A 25,502-nucleotide genomic window follows, 5' to 3' on the forward strand; every position below is an offset into this window, starting at 1 on the left:
TTACAGGCTGACGAACGCCGTCAGCGGCAAATGATCCGACGCAACCCGCGACAGCGGCGTGTCATGGGCTTCCACCGACGATACCATGCCGTGCCGGTTGGCCATGATCCGGTCGAGCGCCAGCACCGGCAGGCCTGAGGGGAAAGTCGGCACCGCCGCCGGCGTGAAACCAAAGGTGGCGTGCAGCGTCTTGAGCGCCGAGCGGTTGCCCAGCCGCCATTCGTTGAGGTCGCCGAGCAGCAAGGTCGGCCTTTCATCCTGGTTGCTCATGATGTCGAGCACGACGCGGGCCTGCTCCGAACGCGAGCGGCGCAACAGGCCGAGATGCGCGGCGATGACGCGCAGAGTGCGCGTTTCGTCGAGGTCGATCTCGGCAACCAGCGCGCCGCGGGGCTCCAGTCCCGGAAGCTTGATCTGATGGACGTCGCGCACGGTGCCGCGCTTGAACAAAAGCACATTGCCGCGCCAGCCATGGCCCTTGCCGCTTCCGGAAACCGGCACCGGCACAAGCCCTGTTTCGTGTTCGATCCGGGCAAGGTCGAGCAGCCCGGCGCGGTCGCCGAAGCGGTTGTCGGCCTCCTGCAGCGCGATGACGTCGGGGCCGATCTCGCGGATGACGCGGGCGGTCCGTTCGGGGTCGAACCTGCGGTCGGTGCCGATGCATTTGTGGACGTTGTAGGAGGCGACCACCATCTGGGCGCCTTCAATGTGCTTGCGCGGCGTCGCGTTCGCCTTGCGCGCTTTCCTGCCGCGGATCGACAGGAGCACTGTTTCAGGAAGGCTGCGTCCGTTTATGTCCATAGGCCTGCGTTCAATCTGTCCTGATTCTAAAGATAGGGCGATCCCAGCCATAACAACCGGTCAAAAACCCGGATGACAAATGGCCGCGCTCTTAGGGTTGCGAGTGTGACGGGTTTGGCGGAAGCGATTGCCGCTCCGATGCGCCCCTCGATCTCGGCGGCAAAGCCGGTATCCAGAACCTCAAGGTCGATTTCGAAATTCAGCCGCAGCGACCGCGCGTCGAGGTTGGAGGAGCCGACATAGGCCCAGACGCCATCGACCGACAACAGCTTCGAATGGTCGAACGACCCTTCATGCCGCCAGACGCGGCAATAGTGCTTCAGCACCTGGTCGTATTGCGCCGTCATGGCGCGGCCGACCAGGAAGAGATTGTTGACCGCGGGCACGACGATGTCGATCTCGACGCCGCGCCGGGCAGCCGTGACCAGCGCGCTGACAAATTCCCGGTCCGGCAGGAAATAGGGCGACATGATGCGGATCGATTTGCGGGCGACGGAAAATGCCCCCGTCAGCAATTTGTGGTTGGTTTCGATGCTGGCGTCCGGCCCCGACGCCACCGCCCGCACCAGGATCGGCTGACCGGGAGGCGGCGAGGGCTTTGCCACGTGCCAGACCTCGTCCTTGAGGGCCTCGTTGCCGGCAAAACGCCAGTCTTCGGCGGCAACCGCGAACAGGTCGGCCACGACCGGCCCCGTCACCTGGAAATGCGTATCCGCCGAACTGGCGCTGCCGGCGCATTCGGCCGAAAATCCCTTGCGGATGTTCATGCCTCCCGAGAACGCCACCACACCGTCGACGATCAGAATTTTCCTGTGCGTCCTCAAATTCGCATAGGGAAGTCTCAGGCCCATGACGATGTTGCCGTTGAACAGATCGACGGTGACGCCGGCTTCCCGGAGTGTCCCAAGAATGCTGGGCACGGAATAGCGCACGCCCACCGCATCGATCAGCACGCGAACCGTCACACCGCGCCGGACCGCTCCGGCCAGCGATCCGACAAAACGTCGTCCGATCTCGTCATTGTCGAAGATGTAGGTCTCGAGCAGGATGCTGCGCCGTGCGCCGTCGATCGCCCCGCACATTGCCGCGTAGGCTTCGTCGCCGGTCCTCAGGATGGTGATTGCATTTCCCGAAAGCAGGCCGCGCCGCGCCACCCTGTCGCCTAGCGTCTTCAGGCCGGCAAAGCGCTGGCCGAATTCGGCTGAGATGAGTGTTTCGAGCGCAATGTCGTGGTCGTGTTTGGCTGTCTCGGCTTCACCGGCGACGGGCCGCATGGCGCTGATCGTGGCGCGGCGGATGCGGTTGATGCCGGCAATGGCATAGATGATCGCGCCAAGGAACGGCGACAAGATCATCACGCCGACCCAGCCGGTGGCGGCGCGCACGTCTTCCTTGGTCATGATTGCGTGGACGATGCCGATGGCGGCCATCAGCATCGGAATGATCACAAGGATCAGAGGCCAGTAGGTCACAAAGGTCTGCCACATCGGCAGGACTATCGAGCCAGCGGCCGCAGAAGGCAATGCAACGGATCAACCAGGACGGAGGCGCTCGCGCCTCAGTCCTTCGCCCGCTCCACATAAGCACCGTCAGCCGTCATCACCACCACGCGGGTGCCCGGCGCGATGTGCGGCGGCACCAGCGTGCGCACGCCGTTCGAAAGCACGGCCGGCTTGTAGGACGAGGACGCCGTCTGGCCTTTGGTCGTCGGCTCCGTCTCGACCACTTCGAAAGTAGCGCGCTGCGGCAGCACCAGGGCTATGGCGATGCCGTTGAACTGCGAGATCTGCACCGCCATGCCTTCGAGCAGGTAGGGCGCCATGTCGCCGACCACGCTTTCCGGCACCGCGACCTGGTCGTAGCTTTCCGGGTTCATGAAGTGATACCCCTCGGCGTCGGCGTAGAGGAAGGTGTGCTCGCGCTCCTCGACATAGGCGCGCTCGACCTGTTCGGTGGTGCGGTAGCGCTCCGAAACCTTCACCCCGTCGGAGATGCGGCGCATGTCGAGCTGGGTGACCGGCGTACCCTTGCCAGGGTGGATGTTTTCGGCAAAGAGGATGACGTAAAGCTTGCCGTCCTTGTCGACGACATTGCCTTTACGGAGCGAACTGGCGATGACCTTCACCACGGTTTTCAATCCTAGACTTCGTTGGCCTGAAACGATCGTTCGGCGCAAATCGGCTGCGAGAGCCGTCGCCGTAGCGCATCTTGGCCCGAACCGCCAGCCCTGTCAGCAATTCCGTTGCCCGGCAAACCCATGACTGGCGCTTCGCCCTGGTGGACGCCGGATGTTCACGCCGACCGCCGGCCGCGGCTGATGGCCCGCAACGCCATAGCTGCCGCAATGCGCGGCTGGTTTGGCGAGCGCGACTTCATCGAGGTCGAGACGGCGGCCTTGCAGATTTCGCCCGGCAACGAGGCGCATCTCTCAGCCTTCGCCACCGAGGCGATCGGCGCCGACGGCGCGCGCCGGCCGCTTTATCTCCACACCTCGCCGGAGTTCGCCTGCAAGAAGCTGCTGGCCGCCGGTGAGCGGCGCATCTTCAGCCTGGGCGCCGTCTGGCGCAACCGCGAGCGCGGCCCCTTGCACCATCCCGAATTCATCATGCTGGAATGGTATCGGGTCGGCGAAACCTATGACAGCCTGATGGCCGATTGCGCCGAACTGCTGAAGCTCGCGGCTGAGCGGGCCGGCGCCAAAACCTTCCGCTTCCGCGGCCGCGAGGCCGATCCGTTTGCCGAGCCGGAACGCGTGAGCGTGGCGGAAGCTTTTGCGCGTTACGCCGGCATCGATCTTCTTGCCACCGTTTCTGCCGATGGCAGCACAGACCGCGCCGCACTCCATGATGCTCTGGTCAAGGCCGGCCTGCGCACGGCCGACGATGACAACTGGGCCGATTTGTTCAGCCGGGTAATGGTCGAGAAGGTCGAACCGGTGCTGGGGCAGGGGCGGGCCACCATCTTGTACGGCTATCCGATCTCGGAAGCGGCGCTCGCCCGGCCGAGCGCGGAGGACCAGCGCGTGGCCGAGCGCTTCGAGCTCTATTGCTGCGGCGTCGAGCTCGCCAATGCTTTTGGCGAACTGACCGATCCGGCCGAGCAGCGCCGGCGCTTTGCCGCCGAGATGGACGAGAAGGAGCGCGTCTATGGCGAGCGCTATCCGCTGGATGAGGATTTTCTCGCCGCCCTCGCCATCATGCCGCAAGCCAGCGGCTCGGCGCTCGGCTTCGACCGGCTGGTGATGCTGGCAACGGGCGCGACGAGGATCGATGACGTGATCTGGACGCCGGTCGCCACTCCTTGACGGAAATCGGCCTCGGTTAAACTCACAAACCGGTCAAGCCGCGCGTCTGTGGCGGCCGCCGCGGATGGGCTTTGCGGGCCGCTTGGGCGCTATGCCGCAGCGGGACAATTGCCCGTGCGCCATTGCACAAGCCGCATTGGGACAATAGATGGTGCAACAGCCGCTACCGCCCGGCGCGGCTTCAGCCAGGACCATGCGCATGACCGATACACCAGAGGCAGCGAAATTGACCGACCGCGTCGCGGCACTGGTCGAGGCTGCCAAGCGGGCCGGCGCCGACGCCGCCGACGCGGTTGCCGTGCGCGGCCGCTCGATCGGCGTGTCGGTGCGGCTGGGCAAGGTCGAGAACACTGAGGCGTCCGAGGGCGACGATGTCTCGCTGCGCGTCTTCGTCGGCAACCGGGTGGCGAGCGTCTCGGCGACGGCGGCATCGGACCCCAAGGCATTGGCCGAGCGCGCCGTGGCCATGGCCAAAGTCTCGCCCGAGGACCCCTATCAGGGTCTCGCCGATCCGGCTTTGCTGGTCGGCAAGGTGCGCGACCTCGATCTGTTCGACGCCACCGAGGTTTCGGCCGATCAGTTGAAGGAAGCGGCCCTGGCCGCCGAGGAAGCGGCCCTTGCAGTCAAGGGCGTCACCAATTCGGCCGGCAGCGGCGCCAGCGCAGGCCTCGGCGGGCTGGTGCTTGCCACGTCGAACGGCTTCGTCGGCCACTATGTCGCGTCGCGCTTTTCGCGTTCGGCCAGCGTGATTGCGGGCGAAGGCACCGGCATGGAGCGCGACTACGAATACTCTTCGAACCAGCATTTTTCCGATCTGGACGCACCGGAATTGATCGGCCGCAAGGCCGGCGAGCGCGCCGTGCGCCGCCTCGGCGCCCGCAAGGCGGCGACCGGTCCGGTCAACGTGGTGTTCGATCCGCGCGTCGCGCGCGGCATTGCCGGTCATCTCGCCGGCGCCATCAACGGCGCTTCGGTGGCGCGCAAGACGAGTTTTTTGCGCGAGATGATGGGCAAGCAGGTTGCGTCGGCTGCCATCACCGTCACCGACGAGCCGCTACGGCGTCGCGGCCAGGCCTCGCGCCCGTTCGACGGCGAAGGCGTCGAGGGCGAAAAGCTGTTGATGGTCGAGAACGGCGTGCTGAAGCACTGGTTCCTGTCGACGTCCGCCGCGCGGGAATTGGGGCTGACCACCAACGGACGCGGCGCGCGCAGCGGCTCGTCGGTATCGCCGTCTTCGACCAATCTCGCCATCGAGCCGGGCGACAGGACGCCGGAAGACCTGATCAGGTCGCTGAAATCCGGCTTTTATGTCACTGAAGTGTTCGGCCAGGGCGTCGACATGGTGACCGGCGAATACAGCCGTGGCGCATCCGGCTTCTGGATCGACAATGGTGAGCTTGCCTATCCGGTGGCCGAGGTGACCATCGCCTCCAATTTGAAGACGATGTTCCTCAATATGGTTCCGGCGAGCGATCTTGACCGCGATTTCGGCACTGCCGCACCGACGCTGCTGATCGAAGGAATGACCCTTGCCGGAGCGTGACCCGGTCATATCGGCCGGGGCCTCGGAAGACCTCGATCTGCTGCGCGACGCCGCCCGCGAGGCGGGCGCGATCGCCATGCGCTATTTCGGCAAGAACCCGCAAGTGTGGATGAAAGGCGGCACCTCGCCGGTCAGCGAAGCCGACCACGCGGCGGACGCCTATCTTCGCGAGACCCTGCTGGCGGCGCGGCCGGACTATGGCTGGCTGTCGGAGGAAACGACTGACGATCCGGCACGGCTTCTGGCGCGGCGCACCTTTGTCGTCGACCCCATAGACGGCACCCGCGGCTTCCTCGAAGGTCTGCGCTCGTGGTGCGTCAGCGTCGCGGTGGTCGAGAATGGCCGCACGCTCACCGGTGTGCTCGAATGTCCGGCCAAGGGCGAAACCTATTGGGCGCTGCCTGGCCATGGAGCTTTCCGCAACGGCAAGCCGATTGCCGTGCGCGGCCTGGGTAAGACGGTCGAGATCGGCGGGCTGAAGCAGTTGATCGACCTGATGCCGGCGCAATGGCAAAGCCGGGTGCGGCGCGCGGCGCACATTCCCTCTCTCGCCTACCGGCTGGCGATGGTCGCCAACGGCACGCTCGACGCAACCTTCGTCAAGCCCAACGCGCATGACTGGGATATCGCCGCCGCCGATCTCATCTTGCGCGAGGCTGGCGGCGCCGTGCTCGACGGCCATGGCCGCGCGCCGCTTTATGCCGGGGAGATCATCCGTCACGGCGCGCTGGTCGCCGGCAGCGGGCAGCTGCTGACCGTGCTTGCCGGCGTCATTGCCGATACGGAAGCGTGATCGAAGGTTCCAAAGTCGGCAGCTTTGGGCTAGACCTGTCGCAAACTCACAATATGTGAAGGACCGAAATGGCCGCGGAAGACGGAAAGAAACAGCTTTTGCACCTGGTGTTCGGCGGCGAGCTGAAGCAACTGGGAGGCACCGAGTTCCGCGATCTCGACGCGCTCGACATCGTTGGCGTCTATCCGGACTATCAAACCGCGCACACCGCGTGGAAGGCCAAGGCGCAAGCCAGCGTGGACAATGCCCATATGCGCTATTTCGTCGTCCATCTGCACCGGCTGCTCGACCCTGAAAGCAAGGCCGCCGGTTGACAGTGATGGAGCATGAAGCGGTGAAAGGGCAGCCCACCGGCGCCGCGGTCCGAAGAAGACGCGGCGGCAGTTCGAAGACGTTCTGGCGCAAGATCCGCGAGCCGTTGGCGCAGTCGCGAATCGTCAAGAGCATCATCGTCAGCCTGCTCGCCCAGTTCGTCCGCCTGGTGCGCCTGACCAACCGCGTGGTCGAAGGCTCGGCTAAATTTTCAGGCGGCGACTACGCCGAATTCGAACCCGGCATCATCGCGCTCTGGCATGGCCAGCATCTGCTGACCCCAGCCTATTATCCCAAGGGACGGCCGCTGGTCGCCATGGTCTCGCGCAGCGCCGACGCCGAACTCAACGCGCTGATGATCGAAAAATTCGGCATCGAGGCGGTGCGCGGCTCCGGCGGGCGTGAAAGCACTAAGCATCTCGACAAGGGCGGCGCCAAGGCGCTCATCGCCCTGAAAAAGTCACTCGTCGCCGGCAAGAACGTCGCCATGATCGCCGACATTCCCCACGGCACGCCGCGCGACGCGGGGCTTGGTATCGTTCTGCTGGCACGCCTTTCCGGCCGGCCGATCATGCCTGCCGCCATCGCCACCAGCCGCCGCAAGGTGCTGGAAAGAAGCTGGGACAAGACCACCATCAACCTGCCGTTCGGCCGCTCCTCGATCGTCATCGGAACGCCGGTTTTCGTGCCGGCCAATGCCGACGAGGCCGAAATGGAGCGCAAGCGCCAGGAAGTCACGGCCGCGCTCAATGCCGCGACCGCCGAGGCCTATCGGCTCGTGGACGGCAGGCCATGAGCGTCGGCTGGGCGCGCGCCTTCCTGGCGGCGTACCGCCTTGCCGGTGCCGCCGCCTATCCGCTGATGGGTCCCTATGTCGCCTGGCGCACATCGCAGGGCAAGGAAGACCGCAGCCGCAGCCGTGAGCGCTACGGCGTTGCCGGGCGGCCGCGCCCTGAAGGGCCGGTGATCTGGATCCATGCGGCAAGCGTCGGCGAGACCCTTGCGGTCGTGCCGCTGGTGCAAAGCATCCTCGACTACGGTGTCAACATCGTGCTGACGACGGGCACCGTCACTTCGGCGCAGGTTGCCGACGAACGGCTGGGCGACCGCATCATCCACCAATATGTTCCGCTCGACCTGAAGCCGGCCGTCAGCCGCTTTCTCGATCACTGGCGGCCGGACCTGGCGATCATCGCCGAATCCGAGATATGGCCGATGACCATCCTCGAGCTCGGCGCCCGACACGTGCCGCAGGTGCTGGTCAACGGCCGGCTGTCCGACCGTTCGTTCAAATCCTGGAAGAAGCGCGCCAACATCGCCGAGGCGCTGTTCGAGAACCTCGCACATGTCGTTGCCCAGTCGGATGTCGACGGCGAACGGTTTCGCGCGCTTGGCGCCCGGCCGGTCACCGTGTCCGGCAACCTCAAGGTCGACACCTTGCCGCCGCCCGTCGACGAACGGGCGCTGGCGACGCTGAAGCGCCAGATCGCCGGCCGCCCGACCTGGGCGGCAATTTCGACCCATGACGGCGAGGAGGTGGTCGCGGCGGAAGTCCACGCCACGCTCTACAAGCGCCACCATGGCCTGCTGACAATCATCGTCCCGCGCCATCCCGACCGCGCCGAAGCGCTGGCAGCACAGATTTCCGGCATGGGCCTGAAGCTGGCGCGGCGCAGCAAGGGGGACCGGATCACCGCCGACACCGATATCCTCCTTGGCGATACGATCGGCGAGATGGGGCTTTATCTCCGGCTGACGGAAATCGCCTTTGTCGGCCGCTCGCTGACCTCGGAAGGCGGCCAGAATCCGCTGGAGCCGGCCATGCTCGACACCGCTGTGCTGGCCGGCCGCAACGTCCAGAATTTTCGCGAGGCCTATCAGCGCCTGCTCGACAGTGGCGGCGCCAAGCTGGTGCGCGACCGCGACATGCTGGCCGGCGCCGTCAATTTCCTGCTGAGCAATGAAGTTGCGCGCCATGAGATGATGGCGGCCGGTGCCGCCACAGTCGACCAGATGCGCGGTGCGCTGGCGCACACGCTGAAGTCGCTCGAGCCTTATATCCAGCCATTGATCGTCAAGTCGCGCCTGAAGGGCGCCGACGGGCGATAGGTGGCGTCGGAAGCACCACCTTTCTGGTGGGAAGCGCCGGACTGGCGGGTCTTTGCGCTGTCGCCGCTATCAGCGGTCTATGGCATGGTCGCCGGCCGCCATATGCATCGGGCGATACGTCAAAAGATCGACGCGCCAGTGCTTTGCGTCGGCAACTTCACCGTCGGCGGCAGCGGCAAGACGCCGGTCGCCATCGCGCTGGCCAAGCAGGCCAGGCGCATGCAGCTCAATCCCGGATTCCTGTCGCGCGGCCATGGCGGCTCGTTTGCGCAGCCGCATGTCGTCGATGCCAGTCACGACGCCGCCAAGCATGTCGGCGACGAGCCGCTGCTTCTGGCCGAGCACGCGCCGGTTGCGGTAAGCCCGAACCGCGCCGCCGGCGCCAAGCTGCTCATGGAAGCCCATGGCTGCGATTTCCTGATCATGGATGACGGTTTTCAGAGCGCGCGCATCCATATTGATTATGCGCTGGTCGTCGTCGACGCCCGCTACGGCATCGGCAATGGCCGCGTCATTCCGGGTGGGCCGCTGCGCGCCAACGTCGTCGACCAACTGGTGTTCACCGATGGGCTGTTGAAGATGGGCGAGGGCACCGCCGCCGACCAGGTCGTGCGCCAGGCGGCGCGCGCCGGCCGGCCGATCTTCGAGGCGCATGCTGAACCGGGCGGCAAGGAGCGGTTCGCCGGCCGGCGGTTCCTCGCCTTTGCCGGCATCGGCCATCCCGAAAAATTCTTCGAGACGCTGCGCGGCACGGGCGCGGAAGTGGCGCTGAGCCGGTCGTTTCCGGACCATCATTTTTATGCCCCCGACGAACTCGCCGAACTGGCGGCAACCGCGCGCCGTGAGGGACTGGGCCTCGTGACCACCGCCAAGGACGCAGCCCGGCTGCGCCATGGCGCAGCCTCGGCTGAATTCCTTGGTCAACTCGACGTGCTGGAGATAGACGCCACGTTCGAACTCGACAATGTGCCGGAGCGGATCATCGATGAGACGCTGGATGCCTGGAGACAGCGCCGGCTGCGAGGGTAGGGCGCTCCCGCGTTGACACAGGATATTTCTCGCCGCTTATCACAATTATAAGTCAGACCGGCTTCAGCGCGGGGGGTGGAATGGTTAGGTTGCGGGCACTCTTTGTGGGCTTTGTTCTTGTGGCGATGGCGAACCCATCTTCGGCGCAGGCACCCACCGCGACCGACAGCGAATTTCTGGTCTCGGTCACCGAAGCGGACGGTGCTACCCACGTTCGGCCCTCAAACATTGTACCGCTTATCCCCGATAGCGCCTGCTTTGAATGGCGCGTACGTCTGGCGCAAGGCGACAGACTGGTATCGGTCACCGAGGTGTTCGCGCTTCCCGCGGAGCCCAGGCAGTGGGGTGGTATCGACGGAAACGAATACAGCTTGAGCAAGCTATCGGGCGATCGAAGGGTCTCCGAGACCACCATGTTCTACAAACCGCAGGACGGATGGATCTCGCATGGGTGGTGCATGGCCGAGGGTGATCCGATCGGGCCGTATTCCATCAAAGTGCTTGTCGGAGATCGGCTTGTTCATAAATTCGACTTTTCGGTCGAAAACGCGCCGGCATCCTCAAAGCCATAGTCCTGCAGGCGTTCCAGGAAAATCAGATCGACGGTGAGCCTTGCTTTCCGGTGTGCCGATCTAGCCCCGGCTGCGCAGGTCCGGATGCGTTTCGATCTCGCGGCGCAGCGAGGCGGCGGCGCTGACATAGGGCTCCTGCCTGGCGACGCTCCAATATTTGAGCTCGTCCAGCGGAATGCTCTCACCGGTCACAGCGCAGCGCACGAATGCGCCGGGGCTGGTGACCTGGAAGTCGCCGTCGAGATAGCGGATCCGGGCTTCCTTGCCGCCAGGGCCTTCGAAGCGGTTCATCATGGGGTGGTGCCAGAGTTCATGCTGATTTCATCGCCATAAATTGCCGGCAAGGTCAAGCTTGACGCAATGCTGAGGCGCTATTGTCGGCTCCAAACCATTCTTATGGGACCGGCATGGACATTTCATCCGCCCGCCTGACTGCGCTGCTGCGCGAGGCCATGATATTGGCAGCGGTGCCGTCGGCGAAGGCCGATCCGGCGAAAGCAGCACTTATAAAGGCGCTGGTGCAGCCGCCGACGCCATCCGGTGCGCCTTTGCAGCCGGCAGCGGCGCCGGCGCTGCAGGCGCTGTTGTCCGCAGCCGTCGCAAAGGGGCAGCAGACGGGTTCAGCCGAGATCCTGCAGGCCTATCTGGCGCTTGCCGAACCGGGTGACGCGGCGCCCGACGATTTCGGGCCGACAACGGCTGCGACAGGCAAGGCGACGCCAGCCAACGACGATGCACAGCGCGGTCTGCCGGTGCCGCCGGCCAGGGCCGATGATGGCGCTGCCGCAAAGCCGGCAGGACTGCCCTGGTTTGCGCTTCTCGCACCGGGGGTTTCGCCGCCGCGCCGCGCCTCCGCCACCGACGCGGCGGCGAAGCGGGGGCAGGCGATGTCTGGGTCGAATGACACGGTCCAGCCCGAAGGCCGGCAGCAGATGCGTGTCGGCCTGATGGCGCTGGCAGCCGGGTTTCTGGCCGTCGCCATTGTCGGGCTCGCCTTGCTGGTGCTTGGCTGAGCACCGAACGATCGCCGCTATCGCTCGGCTTCGAGGAAAGCTTCCATCTTGTCCATCGCCAGCCCCGCCTCGACAGCGATACGGCGTGAAAGTTCGGCGGCAGCCGTACGCGGCCGCCCCAGCGGCCGGTCCAGCCAGTACGACACCGGGTTCAGCGCCGTGCGCTCGTCGACGGCGACGATGCGGCCTGCCTCCAACTGGTGTCCGGTCAGCGGCGGCCGCGCCAGCGCGATGCCGAGCCCGTAAGCTGCGGCGTCGAGCACCAGATTGTAGTCCTCGAAGCGGCGATCCTGCGGGCGCGGGCGGTAGTCCATCCCTTGCGCGGCAAACCAGGCACGCCAACCCGAAGCGTCGGAATCGTTGATCAGTGGAAACCTCAGCAGCCGGGCCGGGTCGCCGCGGCCGATCTCGCGGGCAAGGCCGGGCGCGGCGACGGGAAAGACATGTTCCTCGAACAGCTTCACCGAGATGCGGCCCGGAATGCCCCCGCGGCCGCAGCGGACCGACAGGTCGATGCCTTCATCGGCAAGGTCGCCCTGGCGGATGTCGACGTCGAGCACGATGCGCAGCTTGGTTGGATTGTTCTCCAGCGCCGCCATGCGTGGCATCAGCCACAGCCCGCTGACGGAGGGTATCGAGGTCAGCCGCACCACGGCGGTGCCGCGCGGCTCGACCCAGCGGTCGGAATGGCTGGAGATCAGCGCAAAGGCTTCCGCCGTGCGCAGATGCAGGCGGTTGCCCTCGATGGTCAGCGAGACGCCGCGCGCGCCGCGGTCGAACACTTTCAAGCCCAGCCAGTCCTCCAGCTTGGCGATCTGCCGGCTGACGGCGCCGTGGGTGATGTTGAGCTTCTCGGCCGCGGCCGAAAAGCTCCCCGTTCGCGCCGCCGCATCGAAGGCGCGCAGGGTCTCGAGCGGCACCATTGTGTCTGAGCTGTGATCCATAGTCACAGGTGATCCTCGATTTGATCGTTTGTCAACGGCGCCGAAAAGGCGCTTTCTGCCTTTCAACACTCTGGGAACCCGAGGACAGGCAGATGAGCGCAACGACCAGCACGTCGAATCCGACACAGCGGATGGACACCACGGCGGCCATCGCCGTGGCCTTGACGGTGGTCGGCTGGGCCTCGGCCTTTCCCGCGATCCGTGCCGGCCTCGCCGCTTTCGGGCCGCTGGAACTCGGTGCGTTGCGCTTTGCCATTGCCGCGGTGCCGGCGGCGATCTTTCTTGCCGTCAAGCGCCCGGCGCTGCCGAGGCTCGACGAAGTGTGGCGCCTGGTCTTTGGCGGCGCCATCTTCGTCGCGCTCTACACTGTCATGCTCAATTTCGGCGAATTGACGGTTTCGGCGGGTGCCGCCGGTTTCATCATCAATGTCAGCCCGATCTTCACCGCCATCATGGCAATGGCATTGCTCGGCGAGCGCTTCTCAAGCTGGGCCTGGTTCGGCACGGCGATTTCTTTCGCCGGCATCGGCATCATCGCTGTGGCTGACGGCAATGGCTTGAGTTTCGACACCGGCGCGCTGCTGGTTCTTGGCTCCGCGCTGTGCTCGGCCGTCAACACGATCGTCCAGAAGCCGCTCTTTGCCCGCCATCACCCGCTGACCATTTCGGCCTCGAACATGATTCTTGGCGCTCTTTGCCTGGCACCCTTTCTGCCGAGCGGCTTTGCGCAGGCCGCGGTCGCCAACACGGCCGGTATCGGCGCCGTGATCTTTCTTGGCATCGTGCCCAGCCTGATCGCCTATGCCGCCTGGGCAACCGCACTGTCGCGTCTTCCGGCAGCGCGCGCGTCGAACTTCCTCTATCTGGTCTCGCCCATGTCAGCCCTGATCGGCTTCTTCTGGCTGGGCGAAGTGCCGACGCTACTTGGTATCCTCGGCGGCGCACTGGCGCTGGGCGGCGTGATCGTGGTGAATTTAAAGCGTTAAAACAAATGATTTGAGCTGTTTTCGGACTCAAACCGGGAACCGCATTCCATCAGAATGCAGACACCCAGAGGAAGGACAGCTGTGGTATGCTGCCTTCACTGGGGGACGGAATGGGAAGACTGTTCATATCGGCAATTTTTTGCGTTTTGCTGCTGACCGGGAAAGCCGCTGCGGGCTGGTATCAGGTCGAAAACTACGAAGGCTCCATCGGACCTAACCCCGTCCACCTATCGCTGCAGAGATATGACAGTTTCGGCAGCGGGATTACGGTCGAGGGGAGCTATTTCTACGACGCGAAGCAAAGCCCGATAGCGGTGTACGGCAAGATCAGTGGCACCAGCCTCTTCCTTTGCGAGATTGCGGACGACAGGGAGTTCGACAGGTTGCTGGTCATGGGATCGAAAACGCCCGTTGGCACCGCCGGATGTCCGTTTTCTCTTGACCTTGGCGAAAGCGGCGCAACAGGGACTTGGAGCAAGGGCTCGGACAAGTTCCCGATCACGCTGAAGAAGGTCGCAAGCCTCGACGATACCGGTGAGGCGAAGGTTGACGGCGCCGTCGAGATTCCCTTCTGGGCGCAGACAGCAACCCACAGATTTGCCGGGGTCTACGAGAAAGCGGGCTTTCTCGTCTGCATGAATAAGCTGCGGGTCATCGATAAGAAGAAAAAGAAGGTCGTTCAGGAGATCGCTTTCGATGACGACGATTGCGATGCCGGCATGCTGATGACTCCCATCTACATGAATGTTCAAAAACAGGTTGGGAGAAGCTTCGAGATAATCTCCGTGAATTTTCGCGGCGGTAGCGCCGGTTACTCAAGGGATTACGTTTTCTCTCATAGGTTCAAGGATTATCGCCTGTTGGTGAATTGAGCGTGTGCCCTGACCTGGCTTGTGCTCACCGCCGCCCAAACAGCCGCTCTATATCGGCGAGCTTGAGTTCGATATAGGTCGGGCGGCCGTGGTTGCAGGTGCCGGAGCCCGGCGTTGCTTCCATCTGGCGCAGCAGCGCGTTCATCTCCTCAGGCTTGAGCAGGCGGCCGGAGCGGACCGAGCCGTGGCAGGCCATAGTCGCGGCGATCTTGTCCAGTCGTTCCTTCAGCGTCTCGATCGTGTCGTTGTCGGCGATCTCGTCGGCAAGATCACGCACCAATTGCTGGACATTGGTTTCGCCGAGCATCGACGGCGTCTCGCGCACCGCCACCGCGCCGGGACCGAAACGCTCAATGCCGAGGCCGAACCGGGCCAGCGTTTCGGAATGCATGGCCAGCCGCTCGGCGTCCTCCTCCGGCAGGTCGACGATCTCCGGCAGAAGCAGCATCTGCGAGGGCACCGCGCGCGAGTGCAGGGCATTCTTCAGCGCCTCGTAGACCAGCCGCTCATGCGCCGCGTGCTGGTCGACGATGACAAGCGAATCCCTGGTCTGGGCGACGATGTAGTTCTCGTGGACCTGCGCGCGGGCGACGCCCAGCGCGGTGCCGAGCAGCGTCTCGGCCGGCTCGGCTAAGCCGGCACGCGCATCGGCGCTGGCGAGCGGACCGGCGTCGAATGCAGCCTGGTCGTTTTCGCGGAAGCCGGCGCCGTCAAATCCCATATCCAGCGGCCGCTGTGGCGAGCGGTCAAAGCCCGAAAAGCCCGAGGCCCGGTAGGCCGCGTCATAACTGCGATGACCGTTGGCAGGACCCGCATGGGCGTAGGAGGCGGCTCCCGGCCGGAACGCCGCCACCATCCCGGCGGCCCCGCTGGTGGCGGCGCGGATGCCGGCATTGGCCAGCACCTCGCGGATGGCGCCGACGATCAGCCCGCGCACCAGGCCGGGATCGCGGAAGCGAACATCGGCCTTGGCTGGGTGGACATTGACGTCGACGGTCGCCGGATCAAGCGTCAGGAACAGCACCGTGACAGCATGCCGGTCGCGCGGCAGCACGTCGGCGAAGGCGCCGCGAATGGCGCCGGCGATCAGCTTGTCGCGCACCGGACGGCCGTTGACATAGGCATATTGCTGCAGCGCGTTGGCGCGGGTGAAGGACGGGATCGAGACGTGGCCGGTCAAGTGCACGCCGTCCCGGCTGGCGTCGATAGCGATGGAATTGTCGGGAAACTCGGCGCCCATGACTTGCGCGACGCGGCGCAGGCTGCCTTCCGCCGTGTCGTCGGTTGCCGGCAATTCCAGCGTCGAGCGGTCGGAGCCGGCGAGCGTAAAGCGCACGGCAGGGAAGGCGATGGCGATGCGCTTGACCACGTCGCTGGTGGCGGAGCTTTCGGCGCGCTCGCCCTTCATGAATTTGAGCCGCGCCGGCGTGGCGAAGAACAGGTCGCGCACCTCGACCGTGGTGCCGCGGTTGGCCGCCGCCGGTTTGACCGCCGAAACGCGGCCGCCTTCGATGGCGATCTCGGCTGCAGCGTCGCCTGCGGCCGTGCGCGAGCGAACCGACAGTCGCGACACCGAACCAATTGACGGCAATGCCTCGCCACGGAACCCGAGCGAGCGGATATCATGAATGTTGTCGGCAAGTTTCGAGGTGCAGTGGCGCGCAATGGCCAGCGCCAGTTCCTGTTCGGGGATACCGGAGCCGTCATCGGTGACGCGGATCAGGTTCAGCCCGCCGCCGGCAGTGACGACCTCGACGCGGGAGGCGCCGGCGTCGAGCGCGTTTTCGACCAGTTCCTTCACCACGCTCGCCGGACGCTCGATGACTTCGCCGGCGGCGATCTGGTTGATCATCGTTTCGGAAAGCTGGCGAATGGGCATGGGGGTATTATAGGCGGATTCGAAGGGTGTGCGGAAGGCTTCAATGAATGCCGGACATTGGAGACGCCAGCGGGACAGCACCCCCCTCTGGCCTGCCGGCCATCTCCCCCGCAAGGAGGGAGATCAGATGTCACGACGGCTTTCGCCAATCTCCAATGCTTGAAGGGTGACGCGACATATGAACTGCCAATCTCCCCCCTTGCGGGGGAGATGTCCGGCAGGACAGAGGGGGGTGTGAAGGAACTCCGCGATAGTGACTACGCTGCAACCGATTTCAAGCCTGCGCTGCCAGCCAGTCCCTGACTTTCCGCGCATTCTCGCTCAGCTCACGGTTCTTAGGCCAAACCACATAGAACGCCTTGCCGGTCTTCAGCACATGATCGGTCACCGGCACCAGCAGCCCCGACGCCAGGAGCCGTTCGGCCAGATGCCGCCAGCCAAGCGCGATGCCCTGGCCTTCCATGACGCCCTGGATCACGAGGCCGTAATCGTTGATGCGCAGGCCGCGCGCGGTGTTGTCGAGGCTGCCGCCCGCCGACTGGAACCATTCGTCCCAGCTAGCCGCCTCGCGGTAGGGCTCCTCGAGGTGGATCAGGCGATGCGTCGCCAGCTCCGCGACGCTCCTTGGCATGCCGAATTTCGCGAGATAGCTGGCGCCAACCACCGGAAAAATCTCCTCGTCGGCCAGCGGCAGCGAATGATAATCGGCCCAGTCGCGCGGTTCGCCGCCGCGAACGGCGAGCGGGATGCCCTCGGCGATGATGTCGAGATCGCGGTCGGCGGTCTGGATGCGCAAGTCGATGCCCGGCAGTTCGTCGCGGAACTGCTGCAGCCGCGGCATCATCCAGAACGAGCCGAAGGCGGTCGACGCCGCCAGCGTGACATGGCCGCCGGTCGCCTGCAGGCGCAGATCCTCGGCCGATTTGCGGATATGCGACAGGCCGAGCGAGACGTCGGCATGGAAGCGTTCGCCCGCTTCTGTCAGGACGACCTGGCGGTGGCGGCGCTGGAACAGCTGCGCGCCAAGCTGTTCCTCCAACCCGCGCACCGCATAAGAGACGGCGGCCTGCGTCATGCCGAGCTCGCGCCCGGCAGCGGTGAAGCTCGACAGCCGGCCCGCCGCCTCGAAGACGATCAGGCTGCCGGCCGAGGGCAGGAGGTGGCGCAGGCTTCGCATAAGCTGAGCTTATACAAGAGATCAGGATTTTCCAGCATCACATCCATATTTCCTCTCGCTAACTTGGTTGGACGGAATGAGGAGGCTCCATGAACGCACCGGCCACTGAACTGACCGAGCAAACCCACCGCCGCGGCGGCGGTCGCCTCGGACGCAAGGCGCTGAGGAGCGCCCCCGTCACCTCGTTCCCGACGCTGGTCCGCCAGATCCCCACCTACCAGATGGTCCCGGACGAGGCGGTGGAACTGATCCACCAGGAGTCACTCGCCATCCTCGAAGAGGTCGGTTGCGAGTTCCGCGACGACGAGGCGATCGCCATGTGGAAGGCGGCGGGCGCCGACATCTCCGAGACACGCGTCCGCATCGACCGCGGCCTGCTGATGGAACTGGTCGCGAAGGTTCCGTCCGAATTCACCCTCAATGCGCGTAATCCCGAGCGCACCGTGCGCGTCGGCGGCAAGAACTCCATCTTCGCGCCGATGTATGGCGCGCCTTACGTGCGCGACCTCGACAACAACCGGCGTTATGGCACGCTTGAAGACCTCAACAATTTCCACAAGCTCGCCTACATGGCCCCGGCGCTGCATTCGTCGAGTTCGATCATCTGCGAGCCGATGGAGATCGCGGTGCCGAAACGGCATCTCCACATCATCCATTCGGCGCTGAAGCATTCCGACAAGCCGTTCATGGGCATCGTTACTTCCAAAGACCGGGCCGAAGACACGATGGCGATGGCGGGCATCGTCTTCGGCGAGGAGTTCGTCCGCGACAACCCGGTCCTGGTGTCGATTACCAACTGCAACTCGCCGCTGGTGTGGGACGCCACCATGCTGGACGCGATGAAGGTCTATGCGCGCAGCAATCAGCCGCTGATCCTGGCGCCCTTTGCGCTGTGCGGCGCATCGACTTCGGCCTCGGCCGTCGGCGCGGTGGCGCAGGTCAATGCCGAAGCATTGGCCGGTGTCGCTTTCACCCAGCTGCTGCGTCCTGGTTCGCCGCAAATCTACGGCCAGTTCATGGTGACCGTCGACATGAAGACCGGCGCGCCGATGGGCGGCACACCGGAAGCCGCCCAGATGATGTATCTGATGGGCGCGCTGGCGCGGAAATACAAACTGCCCTGGCGAACCTCCGGCTTCCATGTCGGCTCCAAGCTCAACGACGCCCAGGCCGGCTATGAATCCAACATGCTGATGCATGCCGCCATCCTCGCCGGCGCCAATTATATTTGGCACTCCGCCGGCTGGTTGGAGGCCGGGCTGACCTGCGGCTATTCGAAATTCGCCACGGACTGCGAGCAGCTTGTCGGCTGGTACAAATATGCCGACGGCCTGCCGTTCGACGACTTCAAGGAGGCCATGGCGGCGATCCGCGAGGTCGGGCCGCAGGGCCATTTCCTCGGCACCCAGCACACGCTCGATCATTACGAGTCGGCATTCTTCATGCCCACCATCATGGATTTCAACTCCTACGAACAATGGAAGGCTGGAGGGGCGAAGGACCACGACACGCGCGGCCGCGAGAAAGCCCGCAACATGCTGGCCGACTATGAAGAGCCGAAACTCGATGAGGGCATTGCCGAGGGCCTCAGGGACTTTATCGCGCAGCGCGAAGAGAGGCTGCCCGACAGCGTTAGCTAAGAGAACGACGAATGAGTTGATAACGGGCGAAGACCCGATGGGAACCGCAAGGGAGAAAGACATGACACTTTTCAAAAGCAATGGCGATCGCGTGCCAACGGCCATCGAGGCGATGGCGCAAGAGACGCGTGCTGGCCGTATGGACCGGCGCGAGTTTCTTGCATTGGCAAGTGCGTTCGGCGCATCGACGGCGCTGGCCTACGGCATGATCGGCCTTGCCGCGCCGGGACAGGCTTTTGCCGAGGAGCCGAAGAAGGGCGGCACGCTGCACATATCGATGTCGGTCAAGGCCCAAAAAGATCCGCGCACCTATGACTGGGTGGAACTCGCCAACATCTCGCGCTGCTGGCTGGAGCCGCTGGTCCGCTACACCAGGGAATTCACCTTCGAGCCAGTGCTGCTCGAAAGCTGGGACATCAATGACGACGCCACGGAATACACGTTGCATGTGCGCAAGGGCATCACCTGGAACAATGGCGATGCTTTCAACGCCGATGACGTGGTCTTCAATGTTACCCGCTGGTGCGAGAAGAAGGTCGCCGGCAACTCCATGGCCGCTCGCGTCGGCGGGCTGATCGACGAAAAGTCGGGCAAGGCCAGGGAAGGCGCGATCGCCAAGGTCGACGACAATACGGTCAAGCTGACGCTCAGCGCGCCCGACATTTCGCTGATCCCGAACCTCACCGATTATCCAGCGCTCGTCGTCCACCGCAATTTCGACGCCGAAGGCGCCGACCCGGTCAAGAAGCCGATCGGCACGGGCCCGTTCGAACTGGTCTCCTACGATGTCGGCCAGAAGGCGGTGGTCAAGCGTCGTGAAAACGGCAAGTGGTGGGGTGGTGAAGCGCCGCTCGACAGCGTCGAGTTCATCGACTACGGCACCGACTTCAACGCTTCGATCAACGCCTTCGAATCCGGCGAGATAGACCTCAATTTCGAGACGCCGGCCGACTTCATCGACATCCTGGATAAGATGGGGCTGGAGAAGTCCGAGGTTGCGACGGCAACCACGCTGGTTGCCCGCACGAACGTTACCCACAAGCCCTATGACGACCAGCGGGTGCGCAACGCGCTGCAGATGGCGGTCGACAACAATGCGGTGCTGGAACTCGGCTATGCCGGGCGAGGGACGGTCGGTGAAAACCACCATGTCAGCCCTATCCATCCTGAATATTTCGCGCTGCCCAAGAAGACGCGCGACGCGGCCGGCGCCAAGAAACTGATGGCCGACGCTGGGCAGGCCGATTTCGAGCACGAGCTGATCACCGTCGAGGACGATTGGCAGAAGAACACCGGCGACGCGATTGCCGGCCAACTGCGCGACGCCGGCATCAAGGTCAAGCGCACGGTGCTGCCGGGCTCGACCTTCTGGAACGACTGGACGAAATATCCCTATTCGATGACCATCTGGTACATGCGCCCGCTTGGCGTCCAGGTCCTGGCGCTTGGTTATCGCACCGGCGAGGCCTGGAATGAATCGGCCTATTCCAACCCGGACTTCGACGCCAAGCTGAAGCAGGCGCTGTCGCTGATCGATGTGGAGAAGCGGCGTGAGGTGATGAAGGATGTCGAGCAGATCCTGCAGGATTCCGGCGTCATCATTCAACCCTTCTGGCAGAAGCTCTACAGCCACATGAACAAGAAGGTGAAGAACTACGGCGTCCACCAGACCTTCGAGATGGACCTGCAGAACGTCTGGCTTGATGGCTGAGACGGTGCAGCCGGGGCTTCATGAGCCGCAAAAAAACCGATATGCAGGATGTCTGGTATTGCACCTTGCCGCCAAACGTCCGGAGATCCTGCATGAAACCGATAGTGCTTGCCGCTGTCTTTTCTATTGCCTTGCCAGCGACAGTGCTGGCCGGGCCGGCTTCCAACGCCGTCAAGTTCTTTTATGTGCCTGAAGTGAAATTCGAGGGAGACGCAAAGTACCGCGACCGCTTCACCGAGCCGGTGACCAAGCTGTTCGATCTCAACGACCAGGCAACGAAGAACAAGCCCGACGAAGTCGCCTGCCTCGACTTCGATCCCGGCCTTGACGCCCAGGATTTCGACCAGAAGTCGATTGCCAAGACATTGAAGCTGGCCGAGACCGTCAATGGCGATACGGCCGAAGTCACCGCCACCTTCAGCCTTTTTGCGGAAGGCGATGATTCCAAACGCGAAATGCTGTGGTCGCTGAAGAAAATCGACGGCAAATGGAAGGTCGCCGACATTACCTCCAAGACCAGCAGCTGGACGCTGAGCGCGCTGGAATGCATGCCCGACAAAGCGCCGGAGTGATCCCGTGCTCCGCCGTCTTGCCTTGGCGCTGTCGCCCATGTGCGTGCTGTCGGTGGGTATGAGCGCAGCCGCAGCACAAGGCCTGTTGGGCCCGCCGCCAGCCAATGCGCCGGCCGTGACGGCACCGGCCGGCGCAGCACCGCCCGCAAATCCACCCGGGACAGCGGTGGAACCGGCGACACCGCCGGTTGGGTGGCCGCCGGCCGACGCCCCACCGGCCGCACCCATTCTGCCGGGATCCCCGACGGCGGTGGTGCGGCCATTTTACGATCAGGTGGGACTGGAGATCGATCCGGCGCAGCGCAGCCACTTCATCGACCCGGCAAAAACCGTTCTCGACAAGAGCGACGCGTTGCGCACATCCGGGCAGGGAGAATGTCTCGACCCCAACATGGCGCTCGACAATGCCGACTATGACAAGACCGAGATCGATAAGAGCCTGAAGACGCTCGAAGCGATCAATGGCGACCAGGCCAAGGTCATTGTCGCCTTCGTCGTCGCCGGCAATCCACATCGCCTTGAATGGAAGTTCAGGAAGGTCGACGGCGACTGGAAGATATCCGATCTGCTTTCGGTGACCGGTGAATGGGCGCTCAGCCAGTACCAGTGCGAATAATGTTGATTGAGGATCAGCGCCTGCGATCCTTCGCGCCCCTCTCTGTCCTGCCGGACATCTCCCCCACGGGTGGGGAGATCAGCAGTTCCAACGTCTCGCCCGCTCCGCATCATTTGAGATTAGCTAAAGCCGGCGTAGCGGCCAATCTCCCCCCGTGTGGGGGAGATGTCCGGCAGGACAGAGGGGGGCGCTGTCCCGCTAAAGTTCCGCAAAATAGCTTCAGCCCCTTCCGCGATAGGGGGCAACGCCGGTGTCGGGCAACCAGGCGCCTTCGGGCGGAGCGCCGGTCTGCCAGAAGACATCGATCGGAATGCCGCCGCGCGGATACCAATAGCCGCCTATGCGCAACCACAGCGGCTTCGTTGCCGCCACAATGCGGCGGCCGATCATCACCGTGCAGTCTTCATGGAAAGCGCCATGGTTGCGAAACGAGGTCATGAACAGTTTGAGCGACTTCGATTCCACGAGCGTGGCATCGGGTGCGTAGTCGATGACGATATGAGCGAAATCCGGCTGTCCGGTTACCGGGCAGAGCGAGGTGAATTCCGGGCAGGTGAAGCGCACGATCGCCGGCGGTCCGTCGCCGCGCTGGAACGGCACGGTCTCCAGGACCGCGGTCTCCGGGCTCTGTGGCGTCTCGACGTGGGCGCCGAGCTGGGTGAGGGTTTTGGTATCGATCATCGCGGTTTTCCTGGGGATTTTCCGCGCTCATTAGCACCGGACCGAAAAGTGTGCAGCGATTTTCGAATAAATTCGATGCTTAAGACAAGAACTGGAGCAGCACGCGCTGCTCCGACACAAATTGGAATGGCAGGAAGATGATGACCAGCAACGACCCGCTTCTCCAGCCTTACCAGCTCAAACACCTGACGCTGAAGAACAGGGTGATGTCGACCAGCCACGAGCCGGCCTATTCCGAGGACGGCATGCCGAAACAGCGCTACCGGCTCTACCACGCCGAAAAGGCCAAGGGCGGCATGGCGCTGACCATGACGGCGGGCTCGGCGATCGTCTCGCGCGACAGCCCGGCCGCCTTTGGCAATCTGCATGTCTATGACGACCGCATCGTGCCGTGGCTGGCCGAACTGGCGGACGCCTGCCACGAGCATGACTGCAAGGTGATGATCCAGATCACCCATCTTGGTCGCCGCACCGGCTGGAACAAGGCCGACTGGCTGCCGGTGCTGTCGGCTTCGCCGGTGCGTGAGCCGGCGCACCGCGCGTTCCCCAAAACCATCGAGGACTGGGACATCGAGCGCATCGTCGCCGACTATGCGTCGGCTGCGCAGCGCTGCCAGGCGGCCGGCCTCGACGGCATCGAGTTCGAATCCTACGGCCATCTGATGGACGGCTTCTGGTCGCCGGCCACAAACCATCGCGACGACGAGTTCGGCGGTTCGCTCGACAACCGGCTGCGCTTCACCGACATGGTGCTGGATGCCGTGCGAGCGGCCGTCGGTGAGAAGTTCATCGTCGGCATCCGCATGGTCGCCGATGAGGACTTTGACAAAGGCCTGTCGAAGGCCGAGGGCGTCGAGATCGCGAGACGGCTCGCCAATTCTGGCAAGGTCGATTTCCTGAACATCATCCGCGGCTCGATCGAAAGCGACGCGGCGCTCACCAAGGTTATCCCGGTGACCGGCATGCGCTCTTCGCCGCATCTCGATTTCGCCGGCGAGGTGAGGGCGGCAACAAAATTCCCGACCTTCCATGCGGCGCGGATTTCCGATGTCGCCACGGCGCGCCACGCCATCGCGACCGGCAAGCTCGATATGGTCGGCATGACCCGCGCCCATATCGCCGACCCGCACATCATCAAGAAGGTCATGGAAGGTCGCGAGCACGAGATCCGGCCTTGCGTCGGCGCCACCTATTGCCTCGATCGTATCTATGAAGGCGGCGAAGCGCTCTGTGTCCACAATGCCGCGACCGGCCGCGAGGCCGAGATTCCGCATATCATCGTCATGACCGAAGGGCCCAGGCGGAACGTCGTCGTCGTTGGCGCTGGCGCTGGCGGGCTCGAGGCAGCTCGCGTCATGGCCGAACGTGGCCATCATGTCACGGTGCTTGAAGCCTCCGGTCAGGCCGGCGGCCAGGTCCGGCTCGCGACGCAGAACCCGCGCCGCAAGGAACTGATCGGCATCATCGACTGGCGGCTGGCCGAACTCGACCGGCTCGGCGTCGGGATCCGCTACGATACATGGGCCGAGCAGGACGATGTGCTGGCGCTGTCGCCCGATGTGGTGGTGATCGCCACCGGCGGCCTGCCGCAGAACCCGCCGCTGACATCGGGCGACAATCTCGTCACGTCGAGCTGGGACATCATGGCCGGCAGCGTCAAGCCGGCGGAGAACGTGCTGCTCTTCGACGACAATGGCGGCCATCAGGGCATGGGCGCGGCGGAGCTGATCGCCAATGCCGGTTCGAAGCTGGAGCTGGTTTCGCCGGAGCGCTTCTTCGCCCCCGAAATGGGCGGCATGAACCACGTGCCCTATATGCGCGCCTTCCAGGAGAAGGGCGTCACCATCACCATCAACACCAGGCTGCGCTCGGTACGGCGCGAGGGCAACCAGCTGGTCGCCGAACTCGCCTCCGACTTTGCCGACGGCTGGCGCGGCGAGAGGCGGGTCGACCAGGTGGTGGTCGAGCACGGCACGGCGCCGCTCGACGATCTCTATCTCCAGCTGAAACCGCTGTCGAAGAATGGTGGCGCGGTCGATTACGAGCGGCTGGTCGGCGGCGGCGATATTTTTCCTTCACGCAACCCCGAAGGCGGCTTCGTGCTGTTGCGCATCGGCGATGCGGTCGCCTCGCGCAACATCCACGCCGCCATCTATGACGGCATCAGGTTCGGCTTGCGGGTTTGAGCCTACAAGCCGGCCTACGGCTTGTTCCAAAGCTCGATCTCACCCTTCCGGCGGGCGCATCTCGATCGATCAAAGTGATGGGTGGCGCGCAGCCAAACCTCTGTGCGGAGAGCCACCTTGCACATCCGTCCGAACTGCGCGCCGCGTACGCCACCAGCCGAGAGCCAGGCGACGCACGATGCGGAATGCTTTTCAACCGGGAGGCAACGCGCGGCAGGGCTCAAATCATCCTGGCCGTCGCCATGCAAAGTACGGTGAGTACCAGAAGCCAGGCGGCGATGCGCTCGCCGCGGGCCATTTTGGTGCGCAGCGCCGCTTCCGTTGCGGCGTCCGCGCCGGCAAGCTGCCGGCTGGTCTTGCGGACGACGACGCTGAGAACGCCGGCAGCGGCGAAGGCGGCCAGGATGCCCAGCGCCAGCACCATTTCCATCGAGCCGAAATAGGCGCCGTGGAAGAAATACCAGAGCAGGGCGCCGGTCACGAACACCATGCCGGCCGAGCCCATTTGCGGTCCGATAAAGCGCTCCGCCCTGATCTCGGGGTCGCGGGCAAGCGTGATGGTGGTGCCGGCCCAGAACACGCCGGACATGACGTGAAGGCCGATAACGACGATGTAGACATATTGCATGACCGCTTCCTCCTTGCCGCCGCCCGTCCTCGGATCCCTGTCGAACGCGGATAATACGAACTCGGCAGATCGACACGCATGATAGTTAGATATCAAATGGTTCGATGTCAATGTATAATGCCGCGTTCCATCGC

The 25,502-nt window shown here is 64.2% G+C and carries 25 protein-coding genes; 16 read left to right on the forward strand and 9 right to left on the reverse strand.

The genetic code is table 11. From position 1 onward, the window contains the following. The 3 genes from NKI32_RS17100 to efp form a co-directional block, all read right to left on the reverse strand. Positions 1–801 carry an endonuclease/exonuclease/phosphatase family protein gene (locus NKI32_RS17100; RefSeq protein WP_023671569.1) on the reverse strand — a complete coding sequence of 267 codons (801 nt, stop codon included), beginning with the start codon at positions 799–801 and terminating at the stop codon, positions 1–3. Positions 802–827: 26 nt separating this feature from the next. Then, complete coding sequence (locus NKI32_RS17105) at positions 828–2,288, reverse strand: phospholipase D-like domain-containing protein (RefSeq protein ID WP_353003044.1); 1,461 nt, start codon at positions 2,286–2,288, stop codon at positions 828–830. A 71-nt stretch (positions 2,289–2,359) separates the two neighbouring features. Then, positions 2,360–2,929 (reverse strand): elongation factor P, encoded by a 570-nt coding sequence (gene efp, locus NKI32_RS17110; protein ID WP_023682947.1) that lies wholly within the window; start codon positions 2,927–2,929, stop codon positions 2,360–2,362. Between the two features lie 129 nt (positions 2,930–3,058). Here efp and epmA point away from each other — a divergent pair, with 129 nt between their 5' ends. The 8 genes from epmA (at position 3,059) to NKI32_RS17150 (ending at position 10,463) form a co-directional block, all read left to right on the forward strand. After that, positions 3,059–4,105, forward strand: a complete 1,047-nt coding sequence (epmA, locus tag NKI32_RS17115; RefSeq protein ID WP_352535714.1) for an EF-P lysine aminoacylase EpmA — start codon at positions 3,059–3,061, stop codon at positions 4,103–4,105. A gap of 199 nt (positions 4,106–4,304) precedes the next feature. Continuing rightward, positions 4,305–5,648 carry a TldD/PmbA family protein gene (locus tag NKI32_RS17120; protein WP_023816274.1) on the forward strand — a complete coding sequence of 448 codons (1,344 nt, stop codon included), beginning with the start codon at positions 4,305–4,307 and terminating at the stop codon, positions 5,646–5,648. After that, positions 5,635–6,441: a 3'(2'),5'-bisphosphate nucleotidase CysQ gene (locus NKI32_RS17125; protein WP_023671574.1), complete on the forward strand. Its 807-nt coding sequence runs from the start codon at positions 5,635–5,637 to the stop codon at positions 6,439–6,441. The genes NKI32_RS17120 and NKI32_RS17125 overlap by 14 nt, the downstream gene beginning before the upstream one ends. A gap of 68 nt (positions 6,442–6,509) precedes the next feature. Further along, a complete protein-coding gene (locus NKI32_RS17130) occupies positions 6,510–6,755 on the forward strand; it encodes a DUF4170 domain-containing protein (protein WP_023671575.1) in 246 nt (81 codons plus the stop codon). A 5-nt stretch (positions 6,756–6,760) separates the two neighbouring features. Further along, positions 6,761–7,549, forward strand: coding sequence for a lysophospholipid acyltransferase family protein (locus tag NKI32_RS17135; RefSeq protein ID WP_023671576.1), 789 nt, complete (start codon positions 6,761–6,763; stop codon positions 7,547–7,549). Then, the gene (gene waaA / locus NKI32_RS17140; protein ID WP_023671577.1) at positions 7,546–8,862 is read left to right on the forward strand and encodes a lipid IV(A) 3-deoxy-D-manno-octulosonic acid transferase; all 1,317 of its coding nucleotides are present in this window, start codon (positions 7,546–7,548) and stop codon (positions 8,860–8,862) included. The genes NKI32_RS17135 and waaA overlap by 4 nt, the downstream gene beginning before the upstream one ends. After that, positions 8,863–9,891, forward strand: a complete 1,029-nt coding sequence (lpxK, locus tag NKI32_RS17145) for a tetraacyldisaccharide 4'-kinase (protein ID WP_023671578.1) — start codon at positions 8,863–8,865, stop codon at positions 9,889–9,891. It begins immediately after the preceding gene. 89 nt (positions 9,892–9,980) lie between these two features. Continuing rightward, positions 9,981–10,463, forward strand: a complete 483-nt coding sequence (locus NKI32_RS17150) for a PM0630 family protein (protein WP_155922435.1) — start codon at positions 9,981–9,983, stop codon at positions 10,461–10,463. A 60-nt stretch (positions 10,464–10,523) separates the two neighbouring features. Here the strand turns inward: NKI32_RS17150 and NKI32_RS17155 are convergent, their stop codons facing one another. After that, positions 10,524–10,757, reverse strand: coding sequence for a DUF2093 domain-containing protein (locus NKI32_RS17155; protein WP_023671580.1), 234 nt, complete (start codon positions 10,755–10,757; stop codon positions 10,524–10,526). Between the two features lie 113 nt (positions 10,758–10,870). On the opposite strand from NKI32_RS17155, the gene NKI32_RS17160 reads away from it, so the two are divergent. Further along, on the forward strand, positions 10,871–11,476 hold the full coding sequence (locus NKI32_RS17160) for a hypothetical protein (protein WP_023671581.1): 606 nt from the start codon (positions 10,871–10,873) through the stop codon (positions 11,474–11,476). Between the two features lie 17 nt (positions 11,477–11,493). Here NKI32_RS17160 and NKI32_RS17165 read toward each other — a convergent pair whose 3' ends face one another. Further along, the gene (locus NKI32_RS17165; RefSeq protein WP_023705759.1) at positions 11,494–12,420 is read right to left on the reverse strand and encodes a LysR family transcriptional regulator; all 927 of its coding nucleotides are present in this window, start codon (positions 12,418–12,420) and stop codon (positions 11,494–11,496) included. 92 nt (positions 12,421–12,512) lie between these two features. On the opposite strand from NKI32_RS17165, the gene NKI32_RS17170 reads away from it, so the two are divergent. Further along, on the forward strand, positions 12,513–13,406 hold the full coding sequence (locus tag NKI32_RS17170; RefSeq protein WP_023671583.1) for a DMT family transporter: 894 nt from the start codon (positions 12,513–12,515) through the stop codon (positions 13,404–13,406). 86 nt (positions 13,407–13,492) lie between these two features. Beyond that, complete coding sequence (locus NKI32_RS17175; protein ID WP_050593590.1) at positions 13,493–14,278, forward strand: hypothetical protein; 786 nt, start codon at positions 13,493–13,495, stop codon at positions 14,276–14,278. Between the two features lie 25 nt (positions 14,279–14,303). Here the strand turns inward: NKI32_RS17175 and mutL are convergent, their stop codons facing one another. Together mutL and NKI32_RS17185 are read right to left on the reverse strand one after the other, a co-directional pair. Beyond that, on the reverse strand, positions 14,304–16,157 hold the full coding sequence (gene mutL, locus NKI32_RS17180) for a DNA mismatch repair endonuclease MutL (RefSeq protein ID WP_353003045.1): 1,854 nt from the start codon (positions 16,155–16,157) through the stop codon (positions 14,304–14,306). Positions 16,158–16,431: 274 nt separating this feature from the next. Then, positions 16,432–17,334 (reverse strand): LysR substrate-binding domain-containing protein, encoded by a 903-nt coding sequence (locus NKI32_RS17185; RefSeq protein WP_023702312.1) that lies wholly within the window; start codon positions 17,332–17,334, stop codon positions 16,432–16,434. An 89-nt stretch (positions 17,335–17,423) separates the two neighbouring features. On the opposite strand from NKI32_RS17185, the gene NKI32_RS17190 reads away from it, so the two are divergent. The 4 genes from NKI32_RS17190 to NKI32_RS17205 all read left to right on the forward strand — a co-directional run bounded on the left by NKI32_RS17190 (position 17,424) and on the right by NKI32_RS17205 (position 21,873). Further along, the gene (locus NKI32_RS17190) at positions 17,424–18,974 is read left to right on the forward strand and encodes a trimethylamine methyltransferase family protein (RefSeq protein ID WP_353003046.1); all 1,551 of its coding nucleotides are present in this window, start codon (positions 17,424–17,426) and stop codon (positions 18,972–18,974) included. 61 nt (positions 18,975–19,035) lie between these two features. Then, entirely contained in the window at positions 19,036–20,685 is a 1,650-nt protein-coding gene (locus NKI32_RS17195) for an ABC transporter substrate-binding protein (protein ID WP_023682934.1), read from the forward strand. A gap of 92 nt (positions 20,686–20,777) precedes the next feature. Continuing rightward, complete coding sequence (locus NKI32_RS17200) at positions 20,778–21,257, forward strand: DUF3828 domain-containing protein (RefSeq protein ID WP_023694426.1); 480 nt, start codon at positions 20,778–20,780, stop codon at positions 21,255–21,257. Positions 21,258–21,261: 4 nt separating this feature from the next. Continuing rightward, entirely contained in the window at positions 21,262–21,873 is a 612-nt protein-coding gene (locus tag NKI32_RS17205) for a hypothetical protein (protein ID WP_023682932.1), read from the forward strand. A gap of 219 nt (positions 21,874–22,092) precedes the next feature. On the opposite strand, the gene queF is transcribed toward NKI32_RS17205, so the two are convergent. Next, positions 22,093–22,554, reverse strand: coding sequence for a preQ(1) synthase (gene queF / locus NKI32_RS17210; RefSeq protein ID WP_023682931.1), 462 nt, complete (start codon positions 22,552–22,554; stop codon positions 22,093–22,095). A 140-nt stretch (positions 22,555–22,694) separates the two neighbouring features. Here queF and NKI32_RS17215 point away from each other — a divergent pair, with 140 nt between their 5' ends. Further along, positions 22,695–24,740, forward strand: a complete 2,046-nt coding sequence (locus NKI32_RS17215; protein WP_353003070.1) for an oxidoreductase — start codon at positions 22,695–22,697, stop codon at positions 24,738–24,740. A gap of 220 nt (positions 24,741–24,960) precedes the next feature. Here the strand turns inward: NKI32_RS17215 and NKI32_RS17220 are convergent, their stop codons facing one another. After that, the gene (locus NKI32_RS17220; RefSeq protein WP_023824543.1) at positions 24,961–25,368 is read right to left on the reverse strand and encodes a hypothetical protein; all 408 of its coding nucleotides are present in this window, start codon (positions 25,366–25,368) and stop codon (positions 24,961–24,963) included. Positions 25,369–25,502 lie beyond the last annotated feature (134 nt).

It is taken from the genome of Mesorhizobium sp. M0761 (assembly GCF_040320205.1).
In the GTDB taxonomy this organism is placed as follows: domain Bacteria; phylum Pseudomonadota; class Alphaproteobacteria; order Rhizobiales; family Rhizobiaceae; genus Mesorhizobium.